Raw genomic sequence first — 14,636 nt, 5'->3', positions numbered from 1 at the left:
GCTGCCGTGGAACTACCGGCCCGTTTGAGGTGACGCCGTCACCGGACGCTTACCTCCTCCTGGCAGGAGCGCGTTCACGGTGATGCCGCGGTCCGCAAGGTCCTGCGCCCAGATCGCGGTCTCCGATTCAAGTGCCGCTTTGGAGGGGCCATAGGGCGAGAAGCCGCGTCGCCGCATCGTCTCGCGGGCATTGAAATGTTGCCGATCCGGCCGCCTCCCGTTTCCAGCATGGCAGGGACCGCGGCACACGCCATCAGGAAGGGGCCGTTGACGTTGGTGTCGATCACCATGCGCCAAGTGTCGGGGCTACCTTCCAGAAGCGGGTCGGCTCGGTCATAAAAGTGTCGCTCACATATTTCGTGCCGCGTCCGGCATTGTTGACCAGAATATCGAGCCTGCCGAACTGCGCGACCGCCTCATGCACCACCGCGGCACAGTCCTCCGCCCGCGTCACGTCCGCGAGCAGCAGGCGTACCCGCGCCTCGCCGCTTGCCCGCTCGGCTTGTCGTTGAGGACTGTGCCCGGTTCATCTCGTCCGCCGCCATCAAGGCGCAGCGGCTGGCACTTGTCCTTGGCCCTGGACTGGCCTGGATGCAGGCGAAGCGCATGATCGTCCGGGAGAGGGTCGCGGCGTTCGACGATCCGGTCAAAGCTTCCGCCTGGTTGCTTTCAGGCGAGCCGATGCTGGAGCGCCCGATCGATGAGGTACTTCTCGCAAAAACGCGGCAGGCCAGGCACGACCTGAGATGATCATCGGTCAGGCGGCAAGCCTCAGAACATTCCGCCCTTCGCGCTTTGCGACATAAAGAGCCTGATCCGCGCGATTGAGCAGGCTTTCGCATTGTTCACCGGTTGCCAACTCTGCTACCCCGACGCTGATCGTCACACGCGGGTTGGTGCCACCCGCCTCGATCGCGGCTCGCACGCGCTCTGCGACCATCATCGCCACCGCCGCGGTGGCGTCGGGCAGTACGATCACGAACTCCTCGCCGCCGAATCGTCCGATCGTATCGGCACTGCGCAGCTCTCCGCCCGCGTCGGCCGCGACGCGCTTCAACACTTCGTCGCCGGCCTGATGGCCATAGGTGTCATTGATCCGCTTGAAGTGATCGATGTCGAACATCGCGACCGCTACCGATCGGCCGCTGTCGCATGACGCCCGCACCGCCTCTTCGAGCGCGAAGGTCGTTCGGCGCCGATTGGCGATCCCGGTCAACTGGTCGGTTTCGGCCATGATCGTCGCCTTCGCTGCGGCATCCTCCGCGCGTTGACGGGCTTCCTCCAGAGCCGCCTCATGGGCGACCTGTGCTGTGATGTCCTGGATGATGCCGAACAGAGCCGGAGTGCTGTCGTCCGCAGCGCCGTCGATCTCGCCCCTTGAGAACACGTGCCGTACCTCGCCGTCCGGTCGCACGATGCGGGCCGTGAAAGCGAAGCCGTGCTTGTCTCGGATCGCTTCTTCCAGACGCTCCGAAACGAGTGCCCGATCATCGACGTGGTACGCCTCGATCGCGGCATCCAAGGCGGGCGGGACGTCGCCGTCGACCCCGTGAATGCGAAACACCTCACGCGACCAGGTGATTGTCCCACTCGCAGTATCAAGCCGCCAGTGCCCGACCTGCGCGGCGCTTTCAGCGAGCTGGAGCAGCCGCATCTTCTCGGCCACCTGCTCGGTGAGCCTGCTGCGGACGGCGAGGAGAGTCGCTACCGGCAAAGCCGAAGCAAACAGGGCAAGAAGGTAGAATTGCATAAACAGGCTGCGTGCGAGCGGCCCGGCATCGACCAACACGTGCGGACCTGATCCGGTACTGATCGCGACCGTGCTGACCCCGGTCACGATGAGCACCCCTCCGGCTGCGCCTAACGGGCCGAGACGGAAGGTAGCCGCCAGGACCGCCATCATCGGCACGAACAGGAGGGGATAGCTGGATTGAGAGAAGGTCAGCTCGGCGACGATTGCGACCAACGCGAACATACCTGTGGCGTCGAGGACGGCCTTGCCCGTTGGCCGACCACTGCCCCCTCGGACGATCCGATCGAAAATCAAGATCAAAGGAGTTACGATCAATATGCCCAAGAGATCAGTCGTGAACCACGAGAACCAGAAGCTGACCGATGGCACGGGTGTCAGGATAACCGCGACGGTCGCTGCTGCGATCGTCGCGACCAATGCAGCCAAGCAGAAGTGGGTCAGGCTGCCGGGATCGACGAAAGATACGCGGGAACGGCTGCGTGTCCGCAACAGCCACGCGGCTAGAACCGATTCGCCCATGTTGGCGACGGTGAAGCCCACCGAGGTCGTAAATGCATTGCCGGCGTGGAGATTAGCGACGAGGCTTCCAATCGCAGCAGCCACGACATGCCACGCGATCCGCTGGCGCGGTGTTGCCAACAGAACTGCGAAAAAGATGCCGCTCGATGGCCAAAGCGTTGCGATGCCATCGGTGCCGCGGGTGAGGAAAAGCGAAACGACGCCGGCCAGATAGTAGGCGACTCCGGTCAGAGCCGGGGTGAGAAGTCGACGCAGTGGACCTGCGACGTAGGCGGCAGCGCGAACCATCGGCAAGGCATAGAGCCGATGAGTTAACGACTGGTTGGTTGGACCTCCGCGACGGCCAGTCAGGACCTACGCCCTACAACCGATCCGCGTCAAACTTTACATAATCTATATTATCGCACCAAGCGCCGCGGTGATCCTTGCGCCCGTCCTCACCTCCATCGCGAAAAGGCTCTCGCCTCTACGGGTCCCATGAGCGCTGATCTTTCGGAAGCATAGCGTCAGGGTCGTGCACCGCAAGCCGATCGGCGGTTGTCAGGTTGGCACTGAAGACGACCAGGTTTGTGCCGCCGGGCTGATGGGTCGATGGAAACAGCAGACCCGCAGCCCCTGACCGGATCGCCTCATCGCCAAGCCGCCACGACGGTGGCACCTTGTGCTCGACCCTCGCGATCCAGCGCCAGTCACAGTTCCAATCTGCCCAAGAAAGCATCCAATGATCCGGATCGTAGCCGGCCGACAAATCAACGACATCGCTTAGATTGAGCTCGTAGGCGGCAAGGGTGGCCGGGCGTGGCAGGCTGGAGCCCTGCTTGTACTCGGCTAGAGCGGTCTCCGGCTCGGCCGAAAGGTACAGGGCTTCGACCCCCGGACGATTGAACCTGCCGCCTGCGCTTGCGGCTCCAGCACCACTGAGCGGTAGATAGGCCCATTTGGGCGTAAGATAGCGATAGAGGTGCCTAGAGCCCGTTGCGATGTGGAGCACGACTACCCGTTCGCGCCGTCAACCAGTTCGGACAAATGGTCCATGACCGCGTCGGTGTGACCTGCAGCAACAAGCTCGGCAGCCGTTCGGCGCTTGAGCGTTACGATGGGCTCGTTCCTGAACCAATAGACCGCTTGCTCGATGTCTCCGGTCAGCTCACTCGCGGCCACGATCACGCGCACCATGTCCCGCAGCCGATCCTGAAGCCGCTCCGACGCGGGGTTGGCGAGCGTGTTGCGGTGGACGCCGGCGATCTCCGCAAGTCGGGACAGCTGAACGCCCAGCACATGCGCGACGCGCTTGGGCGAGATATAAGGAGTCTTCGGCTCCTGCAGGCTTGCAACAAAGCCGGAAGCGAGCCGCGTCGCGCGCTGTTCGTCAACTAGGAAGGCGGTCGCCATAAAGCATCTCCGCTGGACAGATGCACAATATATGCACATCGCCTTGAGTGTCAATGATTGACGGCTGCGTGTGCTCGCGAAGGTTGCCTGGTCTCAGATGATAGACGGGAATCGCCGACCGCGTACGCTCGAGCGGCTCCTGGGCTGGCAAGCAATCCCTACCAGCGGGTATGACGCTTAAATGCGCACTCCACGGTCAAGATCAAGTACTACGGTCAACCGGTGCCCAACTCCGACACGAGTGACGGACCGCGGTGCTGACGACCGTCCCCAAGCTGGATCAAGAGAGCACGAGACGAGCCATGATGGATGTAGCTACATCAGTGCTGGCGACGGTGAACGCGCCGTATGGAGCGAACCTATCCGCGCAGCAGCTGGCTGCGAAGATCGTTGATCCAGACAGCCTCGATGCGTTCGATGCATCGGTGTTCGCCTTCTTTTCGGAGGTGGATGAGAGACTCCAGCACCAGTTCATCGAGCTTATGGGCATCGATCTGAAGCACTATCACTGGATGGCTGACCAGTTCGCAGCGAAGGCTGGGTACAACCTCTCTCGCGCGGCTCGCGATTAGAATGGGCGAACCACTTTATCGGGATCAGGCAAACAGGTCGCCCACCGCCTGCCGTCTGAACGCGTTGAACCATCGCCGGCGGCGATGTTCACCCGCGTCATGGCGCATGTGGCATCGCTGGCAGAGTGCAGCGAGATTGCGCGGCCGGTTGTCGCCAGGGTCATGGTTCAGGTGGGCGCTGGCCAGTACCACGCGCGTGGTGCTTAGCACCGGAGGTGCGCCGATCCCGATCAGTCCGGGTTGCACGCGCTGCAGCGCCATCGGCGCGAGCAGGCGGCGTACCCGCCTCCCCTGCCCATCTCGCCAGCATGTCGCATCCTCGTCCCACCACTTGCCGTCGCCGAGATGGAACACATCGCGGCCGTGGGGACGCCGGCAATGCTCGCAGCGCCCCCTCGCCCGTGTGAACCGGACATGGTTCGACAGCTCGCGCCAATCGATTGGATACAGCCAGCGATGTTCGCGCGCGATTGGCATGAAGAGCTATTGAGTCTGCTCGTGCTGGAACGAAAGCAGAAAACACCTGTGATTCAGATTATTCATCAGCGGCCAGCACGCGAGTGACTGAGTGAATCACGTGCTCACCCCACCTGCCTGGTTGAGCTGCATCGTTCCCTTGCAACCACGATTAAAGCTCCAGCCCGATGTCCTTCTCAGGAAAAGGCAGGTCTGGTCCCCTAGGCTCGACTGGCACACGCAGCGTAGTGAGGTCAAGTGACGGGTCCCGTGCGATCCGATCCTGCACCGATACCCGGCTGGCCGGCTCCGACATGGCCCTGCCGACGTCCATCGCCGAGGTCTTCTCGCCCGGGTTGCGCATCACTGCCCGCTCGAGATCGCGCCCGCTGTCGACCACCAGCGTCGCCTGATCCGCGATGCGGGTGACCGCGACGAGGAAGCTCTTCTCCGACGCGAGGCGGCGCTCGGCCGCGCTCATCATCACGATCCCGTGATCGGTGGTGACGCCCTGCGCGGCGTGGACGTTGAGGGCATAGGCGAGGTCCAGCCGCTCAAGCATGCGGTCACCCTTGCCGAGTTCATGGACAGAGCCGTCGACCAGCGACGATATCGTCAGTGAGCGTTCCCCGACTGCCTCGACCCTGGCCAGCCCCGCGTTCAGCATGTCGCGCGCATGATCGTTGTCGGTCCAGCGGATGCGGTCACCCGTTTGCAGCTCGATCTGCTTCAGGGCGTAGACCGTGACGGCGTCGTGCTTGAGATTGCGCGGCAGCCGGTCGGGCAGGAACAGGCGATGGCTGCCGTCCGCCATACGCAGCACCACCTGACCCCGCTCGACGCCGACCACCAGGCCGCGTGTCCCTCGTGCGAGCTGCTGGCTAGGCAGGTCGGTCCGGATGTCGACCACCCTGCCCACCTGATAGGCTCGTTCCTGCCGAGCGCCTTCGCGGGTGACGGTGACGCGATCGAGCACAGTGAGGGTCATGGCAGGGCCACTAAGCTCGCCTGCCATCTTGAGCTCGCTTTGCGCGGCGACGTTGGCAGCCGAACGCATGGCTCGACCCGAGGCGAGCAGCAGTGTGCTCTCGCGTTCTGCCGTCGGCAGCGCCGCCCACATCCGCGCGGCGGTGAGGGGTACCTTGTCCCGCGCGACCTCCACCGTCGCGGGACGCAGCACGGCAAAGGCGCTGCCGACTTCGCCCCGCTCAAGCGCAGCAGTGACCGTCTTCATCTGCTCGGACCGGGATCGCAGGTTCTCGGTCAGATGCGCCGTCGCATGCCCTGCCTGCTGGCTGCGCTCGAATGGCTTGCCGGCGTCGACGGCGCCAAGCTGGCGCGTGTCACCGACCAGAACCAGTCGCGTGACTTCGACCATGTTGGCGAGCCTGACCAGCCGCTCCATGTCGCGGGTGCCGACCTGGCTCGCCTCGTCGAGCAGCACGACCGAGCCTTTCAGCTCGGCCGTCGCGCGCTCCACCTGTTTAAGTTGCGCGGTGCCGTCGACTAGGCGCGCGTGCCGGGCCAGGAAGCCGGCGACCGTGGAAGAGGTTGCACCCGTGTCCTTGCCGAGTGTCCGGGCGGTGCGCCCCGCGATGGCGAGCCCGATCACCGCCCTGCCTTCCGCCTTTGCGATCGCCACCACAGGCGCCAGCACGGCCGACTTGCCGCGACCGGGCCCGCCCTGGATGTTCACGACACGGTCGCTCGACGACAGGATCAGTGATGCCGCGGCTTCCTGGCCGGGATTGAGACGCCGAAGTTCGAGCTCGCGCGCAGCTTCCTGGGCGCGCGCCGCAGCTTCAGGCCCGTAAACAAGCGGTGCCGACCTCCCCCTCCCCTCGTCCACAGCGGCGAGATGCGCCTGCTCCAGTCGAATCGCGCCCGAGGTCGTCACCATGCGGCCACTTTCGCCGACGAGCAGGCCCTTGGCTTCGAGCAGCGCCATTCGCGCCTCGATGTCGGCCACGGTCACCGGTCCGCCCCGCTCGAGCGCAACGCGGATCAGGTCGAGCCGGTCGAACGCTGCCTCCCGCTCACCCAAGTCGCGCACTGCGGAGGCGACCGCCTGCGCCGCGGCATAGGCACGTGGCTCCAGTCGTCCCAGCCGCTCGGGGACGAGCGGGTCGCCGTCGCGCGGGGTCAGTCCCATGCGGCCGGCGAGCGCGAGCCCGCGTTCTCCTGCCCCGCGCAACCCCCTCACCGCGCGCGTCCACACCGTCTCGCCTCGACCCGCTTCCTTCAACGCCCGCCCGACCAGCGCCGCCGCATCCAGCCCTTTCTCCGCCGCCAGCGCCCGCCATCCTTCCGCGCGCGCCTCCGGGGCGAACTCCGGCGTCTTGGGATCGCGGGTCGCGAGCGCCGCCAGCTCACGCTCGCGCGCCGTGCCCTCGCGCCCGTGCGCGTCGAGGTGCGCCCGGATTTCGGCCGAGCGGGTCGAGAAGGCCTCCACGACGGCGCGCGACACGCCGGCGATCTCGAACGCGCCGTCACGGCCGTCCGGCCTGAGGACGGTCGCATAGCCGAGCGCCTCGACCCGCGCCCTGAGTTCGGCATTGAACACCGCGCCCATGACATGCTGGCGATGGTACAGCTCGTCCGGTTTGAGCGCATGCCACCTGCCGTCCGGCGCGCGAGTCGCATTGGCGACCACGGCATGGGCGTGGAGCTGGGGCTCTCCCTTGCGGTTGACGTCGTGGACGAACGTGGCGGCGACCAGGTTGCCCGTGCGGACCGTCTCCTGAACACGCCCGTTCCAGGTTCGCGTCTCGACAAGGTTGCGCTCGACCCAGCCCAGCGTCGCGCCCGCAGAGTCTCTGACCGCCTCAACCAGCCGCTGGTCGCCCCCGATCAGCGCCAACAGCGACAGCGACTTGGGCGCGGACATCGTCAAGTCCCAACCCGCACGGTGCTCGCCGCGCTTGGCTTCGAGCACGACACCGTTCGGCAGCTCGCCGGCGAGCACGCGCTCGAACTGCTTCGCGTCGACCGAACCGGACAGCCCAAGCTTGGCCGCCCCCTCCCCCACCCAGGTGCTGGCGCCCTCCTGCTCGTCGGCAGTGTAGTAGTTGTCGCGCGCGTAATAGCCCGCGGCGTCGGACGCTGAACCGACTGCCGCGACCGAGATCATCGTGCGGAGCGAGCCTTGGCCAAAGGCTTGTCCGCCGTTTTCGCCGCATCCACCCATCGGGCGCACGCGCCGTCGCCCATGCGCCGCTCGACCAGAGCGCAGAAACCGCGTCCTCCCAGCATCCGGTCCGCGACGGGAACTGCCAGCCAGCGGTCGGGCAGCATCGCGGACAGTAGGAGGATTAGCCCGAACCCGAACACAGCAAGCACCGTGAGGGCGCCTAGCGGCCACCACACGGGCAGCTTGTGCTCGCCGAAGTGAAACTGGACAGGGGGCTGCTGGAACTTGAGCGCCTTCATCAGGCGCGCCTGGCCCTCCTCAAGCTGGCGCAATCGCGGGTGCTCTTCGACGATCCGGACGGTCTCGGCACGGTGCTCGGCCAACTCTGCCTTGAGCGGTTCCACCTTGCGCTCGAGCGCGTCTTCCGCCTCGCGCAGGCCCCGCTCCTGCGCTTTGGCAGCATCGCGCTCGTAGGCGGCGAGCGCCTTGCGCAGGTCGCCTTCTAGCTTGGCGTTCTGACGGGTCACCCGATCGAGTTCGCCGGTCAGCGTCTCGACCTCACGAATGAGATGCGCGACCTGGTCGGGGGTGACCTCCTTCAGCGAGGGCACGAACAGCTCGCGACCCTCGGCATCAGCGGCGATCGCCTCGCCTGCCAATCGACGGAACAGGTCGGTGCGCTTGACGCTCAGCTTGCTGGCAAGGCGGTCGATCGAGCGCATGGTCGCCTCGTCGAACTCGATGTTGATCTGGGGCATCTCAGGCGCGTCCCAGCGCGGCGGTGACTGCCTGGTCCAACGTCACGACGATCATGTTGTGCTCCCCCCGGCTCGCCGTCACGGCGCCGAGCCGCTGGTCCTGCCAAGGCGAGAAGTCGGAGGCTGCGCCGCGGCCGATCGCCCGTCAAGCCGGTTTGAGTTCTCTAGGCATATAGGCGGATCCTAGACATCTCCACGACGCCGCGGGTCAGCTTTGCACGCTGCTCTATGTCGGCGTCTAGATGCCTAGGTTATTGATTTCGGGGCAGAAGCCAAGGGGCTAGATCCCTGCTATCCATAGCGTGGTGTGTGCCTCTTCCTTGCATGATCCGAACGCTTCCGTCCTATGCCATGATGATCCTGGCGTTCGATCCGGTTTCCGGCGGGGCACCCGGGCCGGCATGTCAGCCGGCCAGTTGACTCAGTCTTGCCCCGCCTCACGCAGGCTTGTCCGTAAGGCTTGGAGCGCCTCGTCGCTCAGCGTTTCAGGCGTCAGCACCAGCCGGTCTCGCATGGCACGGCGCGTCAGCCGTATAAGCAAGGCCAGTTCCGGCGCCTCGAAGGGATCGTTGATCGACAACTCGCGCGACCGCTCGCCGTCGGTGATCGTGAGATGGAAGATGCGAGCTTCCGGTGCCGGCAGGGCCGGATCGGGTCGCGTGAAGAAATCGATCGCGTCGGCATGGGCGAGGAGGTTGGCCCAGTCCTCCGGCGCGACCTCGTCGAGCGTGCGACCCTCCTCATGGTAGAGAGTTCCATGCGGGGTGAACCAGCCCGAAATCCCAAGCGTAATGACGTCCGTCATGGGCCGGTTCCCTCCCCGTTGTCGATCAAGCGCTGATCCTTATGCCGGTCGTGTTCAGCACCGCTGGGAGCGTCAGGATGGCGCGGCAACGCGGCGGCTCCCGGATCATTTCCAACCGTGTCGATCGCATGCTGAAGGCGAGCCGCAACAAGGGTGCATCCCGCCCGGTTGAGCAACGCCAACGCCATGCGCATCAGCGCCAGTGCCGTCCTGACATCATGGTGTTCGACGTCGCTCATCGGGGGGCGTGATCCGAATTGACGACGGGCCCATGGACATCATTTGGGCCATCCCCTTCCGCGACCGGTCTGAGCTCGAGATGCGGCATCAGGTTACGTCGGATCTCGTCGTCGGTGCCGGGGCTGTACCAGCCGGCGCAGCGGTCCTCTTCCGAGAACCGGTGCCACGCCAGGAACGCCACATCCTCGCTGATCGCGATGCCGTCAGCCGCCAGCACGGCCACGATCCGGAGCACGTCGTCGCGGTAGTCGACACGCATCCGCTGCTCCCACGCGAGCGGCTTCAGAACCGCTTGGAAGCGGATTCGTTTGTTCTCGGTGGTATGGGTCATTCGCTCTTCGTTGCGCTCCTCGTTTTCGAAGGCATCCCCAGCCGTTCACAATGCTCCTCGTCGGTCGCGTAGCGGTCGGACCTGACACCCACGATGTCCGCCTTCGAGCCATGTCCCGCTGTCACGAGAGCGGCCCGGATAAGCTCGGCGATGTCCGGCGACCCGGCCTTGGCTTCGAGGCTTGCAAGCATGGGGTAAGGCAGGTCTACCATGATCCGGATCATTCAGTCTCCCGCCTCAGTTTTGGTCGGGCTGCCACCATGCCCGGGCTCGCTCCACTTGGTGCCGGCGAAGCGCAGCCGCAGGTCGGTCGAAGGATCAGCCGACGCATAGGGTGGGAGCTCAAGAGAGGGCGCCGGCGTCGGTTTGATCATGCTGAGGTCGAGGGTCATGGCAGGTCTCCGTTCAGGGTCTCATTTGTTGGCAAAGAGGGCAGATCGGCTGCTCACAGGCCGTAGGTGCAAGGCGTCGATAAGATCGGCGCGAGAGCGTCGCGCCGCGACCAGAAGGTGGACTGGCCGTTGGGGGTCAGCGTGGTCGGAGGCACCGCGATCTCGACCATGGGACCACGGATCTGGATCACCGTACCGCAGTTGGTGACGGTCCCGATCGCGAGGTCGCGCCGGAACGCCTCGCGACGCTTCTGCTCGGCTTCGCGGTCGGCGACATAGCTGTCCTGAGCGCGCTGGAACCAGGCCGCAGAACGGATCTGGTCGGGACGATAGGCATAGACCGCGGTGCGGGTCGGCACCATCGACACGCGGCTTATCAGCCGACTACCGATGTCACCCTTGGTCGCCACCTCGGTCGTGTCGTAGGTGATCGCGACGAAGCCGCCGAGCACCTGGTCGGCCCCACGCGAGCACACCGCCGAGATGCCGGACCAGAAGTGCTTGAACTCGCCCCTGGGCGGCAGCCTGCGGCCGAGCGCGCGATCGCGGAAGGTGCGTGCTGCGTCCCCGTCCTCCGGCTCGATCCGGCCGCCCTTGCCGGTACATTCCTGCGCAAACGCATCGCGGGCGCGCTCGGCCGTCGCCGAGCCGTTGGCGGTGATCTTCTCGGAGAAGAAGCGGTAGCCGATGATCTCGTCGGCGTCGTCGAGTAGCGGGAAGACCTGCGGCGACGGACGGGTGCGCAGCGACCCGCTGGTCTTCATGTCGGTATCGCCGCCGATGGTGCTGAGGAAGTCGGCAATGCCGGGTGACTGCTGCGCCATGGCCGGCATGCCCGCCAGAGCCACTGTGAGCGCCGCTACGGCCCGAAATGCACCCTGCCCTACCATGACCGCCTCCTCATCGTCTGGAGGCGTTCTCCGGCCCGTGAGCCGGGTGTTAGCAACCCTGCATAGCACAAGGCGCCGCCACCTTTAGGCGGAGCCCTGGACATGCGTGACGGCCACCCGGCCGACACCTGTTGTCGACCGGCTGCTATGGCTTGAGGTTGCTACGCCTCACCGCCGGGACTGACCGAGCGGCGATCAGACGCTATCACGTCGGGCGCGCCGAGCAAATGCGAAGCGAGGTGATTGCCCCCTGCCCTACAGGCAGCGGCGCACCGTCTGAACCAACTGCGCGAGCTCCGGCGCCTCGAATGGCTCCGGCAACGTCAGCAGCCGTGTGCGGCCGGCATGCAGGAAACGTATGCTGTACGTGCGTGCGTCAGGGCGGACAGGCGCAGTCACAACCGGATCTGGGCGGGTGGAGAAGGCGATCGCGTCGGCAGCAGCGAGCAGCTCCGCAACCAGCGCCGGGTCGAGATCGGCGAGGCGGCGGATCCGCTCGCCAGCCCGTCCTGGAAAGTGCGCGATCCCGCCTGAGATCGTCAGGCCGACCAGATCGCCTTCCACCTCTGGAGTGGAGCCGTTCACGCGGGCTCCCTCCCCTGCCTGGCGGCACGCCGCTCCCGAGCGCGACGGCGCCGTTCCTCATCGCGCGCGACCTGGACCGCATCGATCGTCGGCGCTTCGACCAATTGGAAGCCTTCCGCTCGCCGTGCAGCCTCCCGGCGCCGGGCTCGTTCCTGCTGGATCGCGAAGCGCAGGTCGGAACGAGTGACCACATAGTCCGGCTCGTGCTGATGCTGCCTGATCAGTTCCGCCAGTGCATGGAGGGTCACGTCGCGACCTACTGCCGCTTCCACGGCTTGCAGCCAGCGAGGTGACGCGTAGCGGTGTCCCTGTACCCAGACGTCGCGACCGAGCTCCAGACCCATCACCACCAGCCATGCGAGCACGTAGAGACGTCCTGCCGTCACAGGCGCGGCTCCGGTCAGTTTGCCGACGGCGGTGAGCGCGATCAGCCCGGGCCAGAAGGTCAGGATGCTTCCTACCGGGATTGGGTAGGTGCGGCTGACCTCCATGCGTGCGATCAGTCGATCCAGCATGGGAACCTTGGAGGCTTGCACAGGCGGCTTAGCTACTTCGACAGATCGGCCGTGCTCTGTATCGGGCCCACCCCGGTCTGCGATCGCACTAGCAGGCGTTATAAAGTGCATCAGTGTCACTCCGACAGGGGCGTTGGCACGCCAGCACCTCTGGCCCCGACCGGCGCCGAGAACGCTTCACCCTTCTCGCGAAGGACAGCCCCAGGCTCCTGATGCGGAGCGGACGTCACCCCTCCTCGCGGAGGACAACCCTGAACTTCCCTGAAGAAGTCGACTTATCTCGGATACCGGTATCGCAGTCCGATCGCCAGCCATCATGCGAACGGCTATCGAGAAGACCGGCCGGCGAGCGGGGCACGTATTCACGCCAGCCGTGGAGCTGAAATAGCAGGAGCGTCGCAGCGGCAAACGACGGTCAGCGTAGCCATTCAAATTGCCCGCAATCGCGCTGATGTTTTGATCTGTTTGAAGTTTCTTCGGCTGAAGGCGGCAGAGGTGGACCGCCGATTGGCGAACTCTTCCCCCCTGTTTTGTCGATCGACGTTCTCTGCAAGAGGCCGACTCGGCACCGTCCTCATGCGAACGGCTCGGAGATCATCGGTTAGTCGTCGTTCCGATTCGCGCGGCGATCGGCGTAGGCAACGACAAAGGCTTCCCAGACGCGCAGCCACTCCGTGTCGGAGCGTGAGCGGTTGATATCGGGGCAGCCTTTGCGGAACGCGGCCGCCATATCGTCCACCGACCAGGGATGACCCTTGCTCAGGCCGATCTGACGGAACTGCGCTTCGCGAGCGCCGTAGGCGAGAGACCCGGCCGGGAACGCCAGGAGGGGCTCGCCTGCCTTGGTAGCGGTCGGATTCGCTTCGCGGCGCGGTTTGACCGATGATCTCGGTGCCGGTTCCGGCGTAGCGGCCCCGACGAGCCTGAGATGCGGGCCCACCAGCTTGCGCTCGAGCGGAGCGGGTGAAGGATGCAGCACCACCTTGCGGCCGGACAGGTCGACATTGGCGTTGGGATAGACGGCAGAGACGATCTGCATCGTCTCGCGCACGGTCTGCCGGAAGCGCTTGCTATCGGCCTCGTTGCCGAGATGCTTGGCGAGCTGATCCCAGGAGATCACCTGTCCCTTGTCGGTGGCGATCCTTGGCAAGCGGTAGGCAAGATAGGTATAGAGATCGAGCGCGGTCGGCGTTCCCTTGAGCTCACGGATCGCGACCTCGTTGAGCGGAACCGCATGCTCGATCAGATGGCTGTAGAACGCCTCCGACATGCGGATTTCGCGGGCGAACGAGCCATTCTTGTCGAGCGACCCTGCATATTCGTTGGAGATCTTCACGTCGCGGACGGCAAAGGCATTGTCACCTGCCTCCGTGCCGTCCCAGCGGATCTGCCATTCGCAGGCGAGCAGCCGATCCACCTGCTCGCGCATCAGGTTTGCGGTGCCTCGCGGCCCATAGGAAACCGTTTGGTAGCCGAGCCGGCGCATCCATTCGGTGAAGTTACGACCGAGATACACGTCGCGTGACTGTTTCATCACCGCCTGCGAGAGCAGGTAGATCAGCGCGACGCGGGGATAGGCACCGTAGGGCACGCCCAGGCTGCGCATCACCGACTTGCCGTCGACGTTCTGGAGCACTGGCCGCGGGTTGATCGCCAGGGCGTATTTGCCGTCTTCGCGAACGATCGGTGCCGTCTCGTCCTTGGGCCGCTTCGTCGGTAGCGACATGGCACAGAGCGCGGAATGGAGGAATGCGGGAACGGGTTCTTCGTCCTGAACCCGAAGGAAGGCATCGAGGGTGAGCTGGCTGCCAGCGCTCGTGGCGAGCTGCCGGACACCATCCTCACCGCCGGTGAGCATGGCTAGGGCGTACTGGTGTCCAATCGGCCTATGCTGATCCCCATTCATGGTCTGCCCTTCCCCCCGAATCTGCCGGGGGTTGTGTGGGGCATGTCTCAACAGGTTTGACGCTCAAAATCAACCCTATTGGCAGTTTGGAGGCGGGATGGAGGGCGAAACCTGCAAAACGACCGATGATGTCGGTGCCGTTTGCGGTCTGACGCGTCCCCTCTCCTGCCCAAATCTGAAAAATTCAGACGATTTGCGAATCGGTTCTTCTTAGGGTGATTCTAGTAATAGGTATGCGCTCCGACATCATCGGTCGAGTCGCACCGAGATCATCTGCCCGCTGCACCGAGATCATCGGAAAGTACCGAGATCATCGGAAAGTACCGAGATCATCGGTATCTATTCACAGGCAGCTGCTGACCGCAACCCGGGCGCCAACCAGGGCGTGTAGG

At 65.0% G+C, this 14,636-nt stretch carries 19 protein-coding genes; 2 read left to right on the top strand and 17 right to left on the bottom strand.

Annotation, left to right across the window (positions count from 1 at the left end; all coding sequences use genetic code 11):
• Positions 1-12: 12 nt before the first annotated feature.
• Entirely contained in the window at positions 13-177 is a 165-nt protein-coding gene (locus Q0579_RS18275; protein WP_366522273.1) for an SDR family oxidoreductase, read from the bottom strand.
• A 106-nt stretch (positions 178-283) separates the two neighbouring features.
• Positions 284-454: an SDR family NAD(P)-dependent oxidoreductase gene (locus Q0579_RS06800; protein WP_298810439.1), complete on the bottom strand. Its 171-nt coding sequence runs from the start codon at positions 452-454 to the stop codon at positions 284-286.
• Positions 455-489: 35 nt separating this feature from the next.
• Here Q0579_RS06800 and Q0579_RS06795 point away from each other — a divergent pair, with 35 nt between their 5' ends.
• Complete coding sequence (locus Q0579_RS06795; protein WP_298810436.1) at positions 490-750, top strand: hypothetical protein; 261 nt, start codon at positions 490-492, stop codon at positions 748-750.
• A 7-nt stretch (positions 751-757) separates the two neighbouring features.
• Here the strand turns inward: Q0579_RS06795 and Q0579_RS06790 are convergent, their stop codons facing one another.
• From Q0579_RS06790 to Q0579_RS06780, 3 genes are all read right to left on the bottom strand, one after another.
• Positions 758-2,560 carry a sensor domain-containing diguanylate cyclase gene (locus Q0579_RS06790; protein ID WP_298273873.1) on the bottom strand — a complete coding sequence of 601 codons (1,803 nt, stop codon included), beginning with the start codon at positions 2,558-2,560 and terminating at the stop codon, positions 758-760.
• Positions 2,561-2,738: 178 nt separating this feature from the next.
• Complete coding sequence (locus Q0579_RS06785) at positions 2,739-3,263, bottom strand: RES family NAD+ phosphorylase (protein ID WP_298273800.1); 525 nt, start codon at positions 3,261-3,263, stop codon at positions 2,739-2,741.
• A 2-nt stretch (positions 3,264-3,265) separates the two neighbouring features.
• Entirely contained in the window at positions 3,266-3,664 is a 399-nt protein-coding gene (locus tag Q0579_RS06780; protein WP_298273803.1) for a hypothetical protein, read from the bottom strand.
• A gap of 254 nt (positions 3,665-3,918) precedes the next feature.
• Here Q0579_RS06780 and Q0579_RS06775 point away from each other — a divergent pair, with 254 nt between their 5' ends.
• A complete protein-coding gene (locus Q0579_RS06775) occupies positions 3,919-4,236 on the top strand; it encodes a hypothetical protein (RefSeq protein ID WP_298810434.1) in 318 nt (105 codons plus the stop codon).
• Between the two features lie 24 nt (positions 4,237-4,260).
• On the opposite strand, the gene Q0579_RS06770 is transcribed toward Q0579_RS06775, so the two are convergent.
• The 12 genes from Q0579_RS06770 to Q0579_RS06715 all read right to left on the bottom strand — a co-directional run bounded on the left by Q0579_RS06770 (position 4,261) and on the right by Q0579_RS06715 (position 14,244).
• On the bottom strand, positions 4,261-4,713 hold the full coding sequence (locus Q0579_RS06770) for a hypothetical protein (protein WP_298273807.1): 453 nt from the start codon (positions 4,711-4,713) through the stop codon (positions 4,261-4,263).
• A 151-nt stretch (positions 4,714-4,864) separates the two neighbouring features.
• Positions 4,865-7,822: a MobF family relaxase gene (gene mobF, locus Q0579_RS06765; protein WP_298273809.1), complete on the bottom strand. Its 2,958-nt coding sequence runs from the start codon at positions 7,820-7,822 to the stop codon at positions 4,865-4,867.
• Positions 7,819-8,580 (bottom strand): hypothetical protein, encoded by a 762-nt coding sequence (locus Q0579_RS06760; RefSeq protein WP_298273811.1) that lies wholly within the window; start codon positions 8,578-8,580, stop codon positions 7,819-7,821. The genes mobF and Q0579_RS06760 overlap by 4 nt, the downstream gene beginning before the upstream one ends.
• Before the next feature lie 421 nt (positions 8,581-9,001).
• Positions 9,002-9,385, bottom strand: a complete 384-nt coding sequence (locus tag Q0579_RS06755; RefSeq protein ID WP_298273813.1) for a hypothetical protein — start codon at positions 9,383-9,385, stop codon at positions 9,002-9,004.
• Positions 9,382-9,624 (bottom strand): hypothetical protein, encoded by a 243-nt coding sequence (locus Q0579_RS06750; RefSeq protein WP_298273815.1) that lies wholly within the window; start codon positions 9,622-9,624, stop codon positions 9,382-9,384. Before Q0579_RS06750 ends, Q0579_RS06755 begins: the two co-directional genes overlap by 4 nt.
• Positions 9,621-9,956 carry a hypothetical protein gene (locus Q0579_RS06745; protein ID WP_298273817.1) on the bottom strand — a complete coding sequence of 112 codons (336 nt, stop codon included), beginning with the start codon at positions 9,954-9,956 and terminating at the stop codon, positions 9,621-9,623. Before Q0579_RS06745 ends, Q0579_RS06750 begins: the two co-directional genes overlap by 4 nt.
• Entirely contained in the window at positions 9,953-10,180 is a 228-nt protein-coding gene (locus Q0579_RS06740; RefSeq protein WP_298273819.1) for a hypothetical protein, read from the bottom strand. Before Q0579_RS06740 ends, Q0579_RS06745 begins: the two co-directional genes overlap by 4 nt.
• The gene (locus Q0579_RS06735) at positions 10,181-10,348 is read right to left on the bottom strand and encodes a hypothetical protein (RefSeq protein WP_298273821.1); all 168 of its coding nucleotides are present in this window, start codon (positions 10,346-10,348) and stop codon (positions 10,181-10,183) included.
• Positions 10,349-10,401: 53 nt separating this feature from the next.
• Positions 10,402-11,172: a hypothetical protein gene (locus Q0579_RS06730; RefSeq protein WP_298273822.1), complete on the bottom strand. Its 771-nt coding sequence runs from the start codon at positions 11,170-11,172 to the stop codon at positions 10,402-10,404.
• Between the two features lie 321 nt (positions 11,173-11,493).
• Complete coding sequence (locus Q0579_RS06725; RefSeq protein WP_298273824.1) at positions 11,494-11,823, bottom strand: protealysin inhibitor emfourin; 330 nt, start codon at positions 11,821-11,823, stop codon at positions 11,494-11,496.
• On the bottom strand, positions 11,820-12,338 hold the full coding sequence (locus tag Q0579_RS06720; RefSeq protein WP_298273826.1) for a hypothetical protein: 519 nt from the start codon (positions 12,336-12,338) through the stop codon (positions 11,820-11,822). The genes Q0579_RS06725 and Q0579_RS06720 overlap by 4 nt, the downstream gene beginning before the upstream one ends.
• 601 nt (positions 12,339-12,939) lie before the next feature.
• Positions 12,940-14,244 (bottom strand): replication protein RepA, encoded by a 1,305-nt coding sequence (locus Q0579_RS06715; protein ID WP_298810430.1) that lies wholly within the window; start codon positions 14,242-14,244, stop codon positions 12,940-12,942.
• Between the last annotated feature and the right edge of the window lie 392 nt (positions 14,245-14,636).

This window comes from uncultured Sphingomonas sp., from assembly GCF_936927845.1.
GTDB lineage: Bacteria > Pseudomonadota > Alphaproteobacteria > Sphingomonadales > Sphingomonadaceae > Sphingomonas.
The sequence above is the reverse complement of the archived record's forward strand: the minus strand, read 5'-3'. Positions and strand labels throughout refer to the sequence as shown.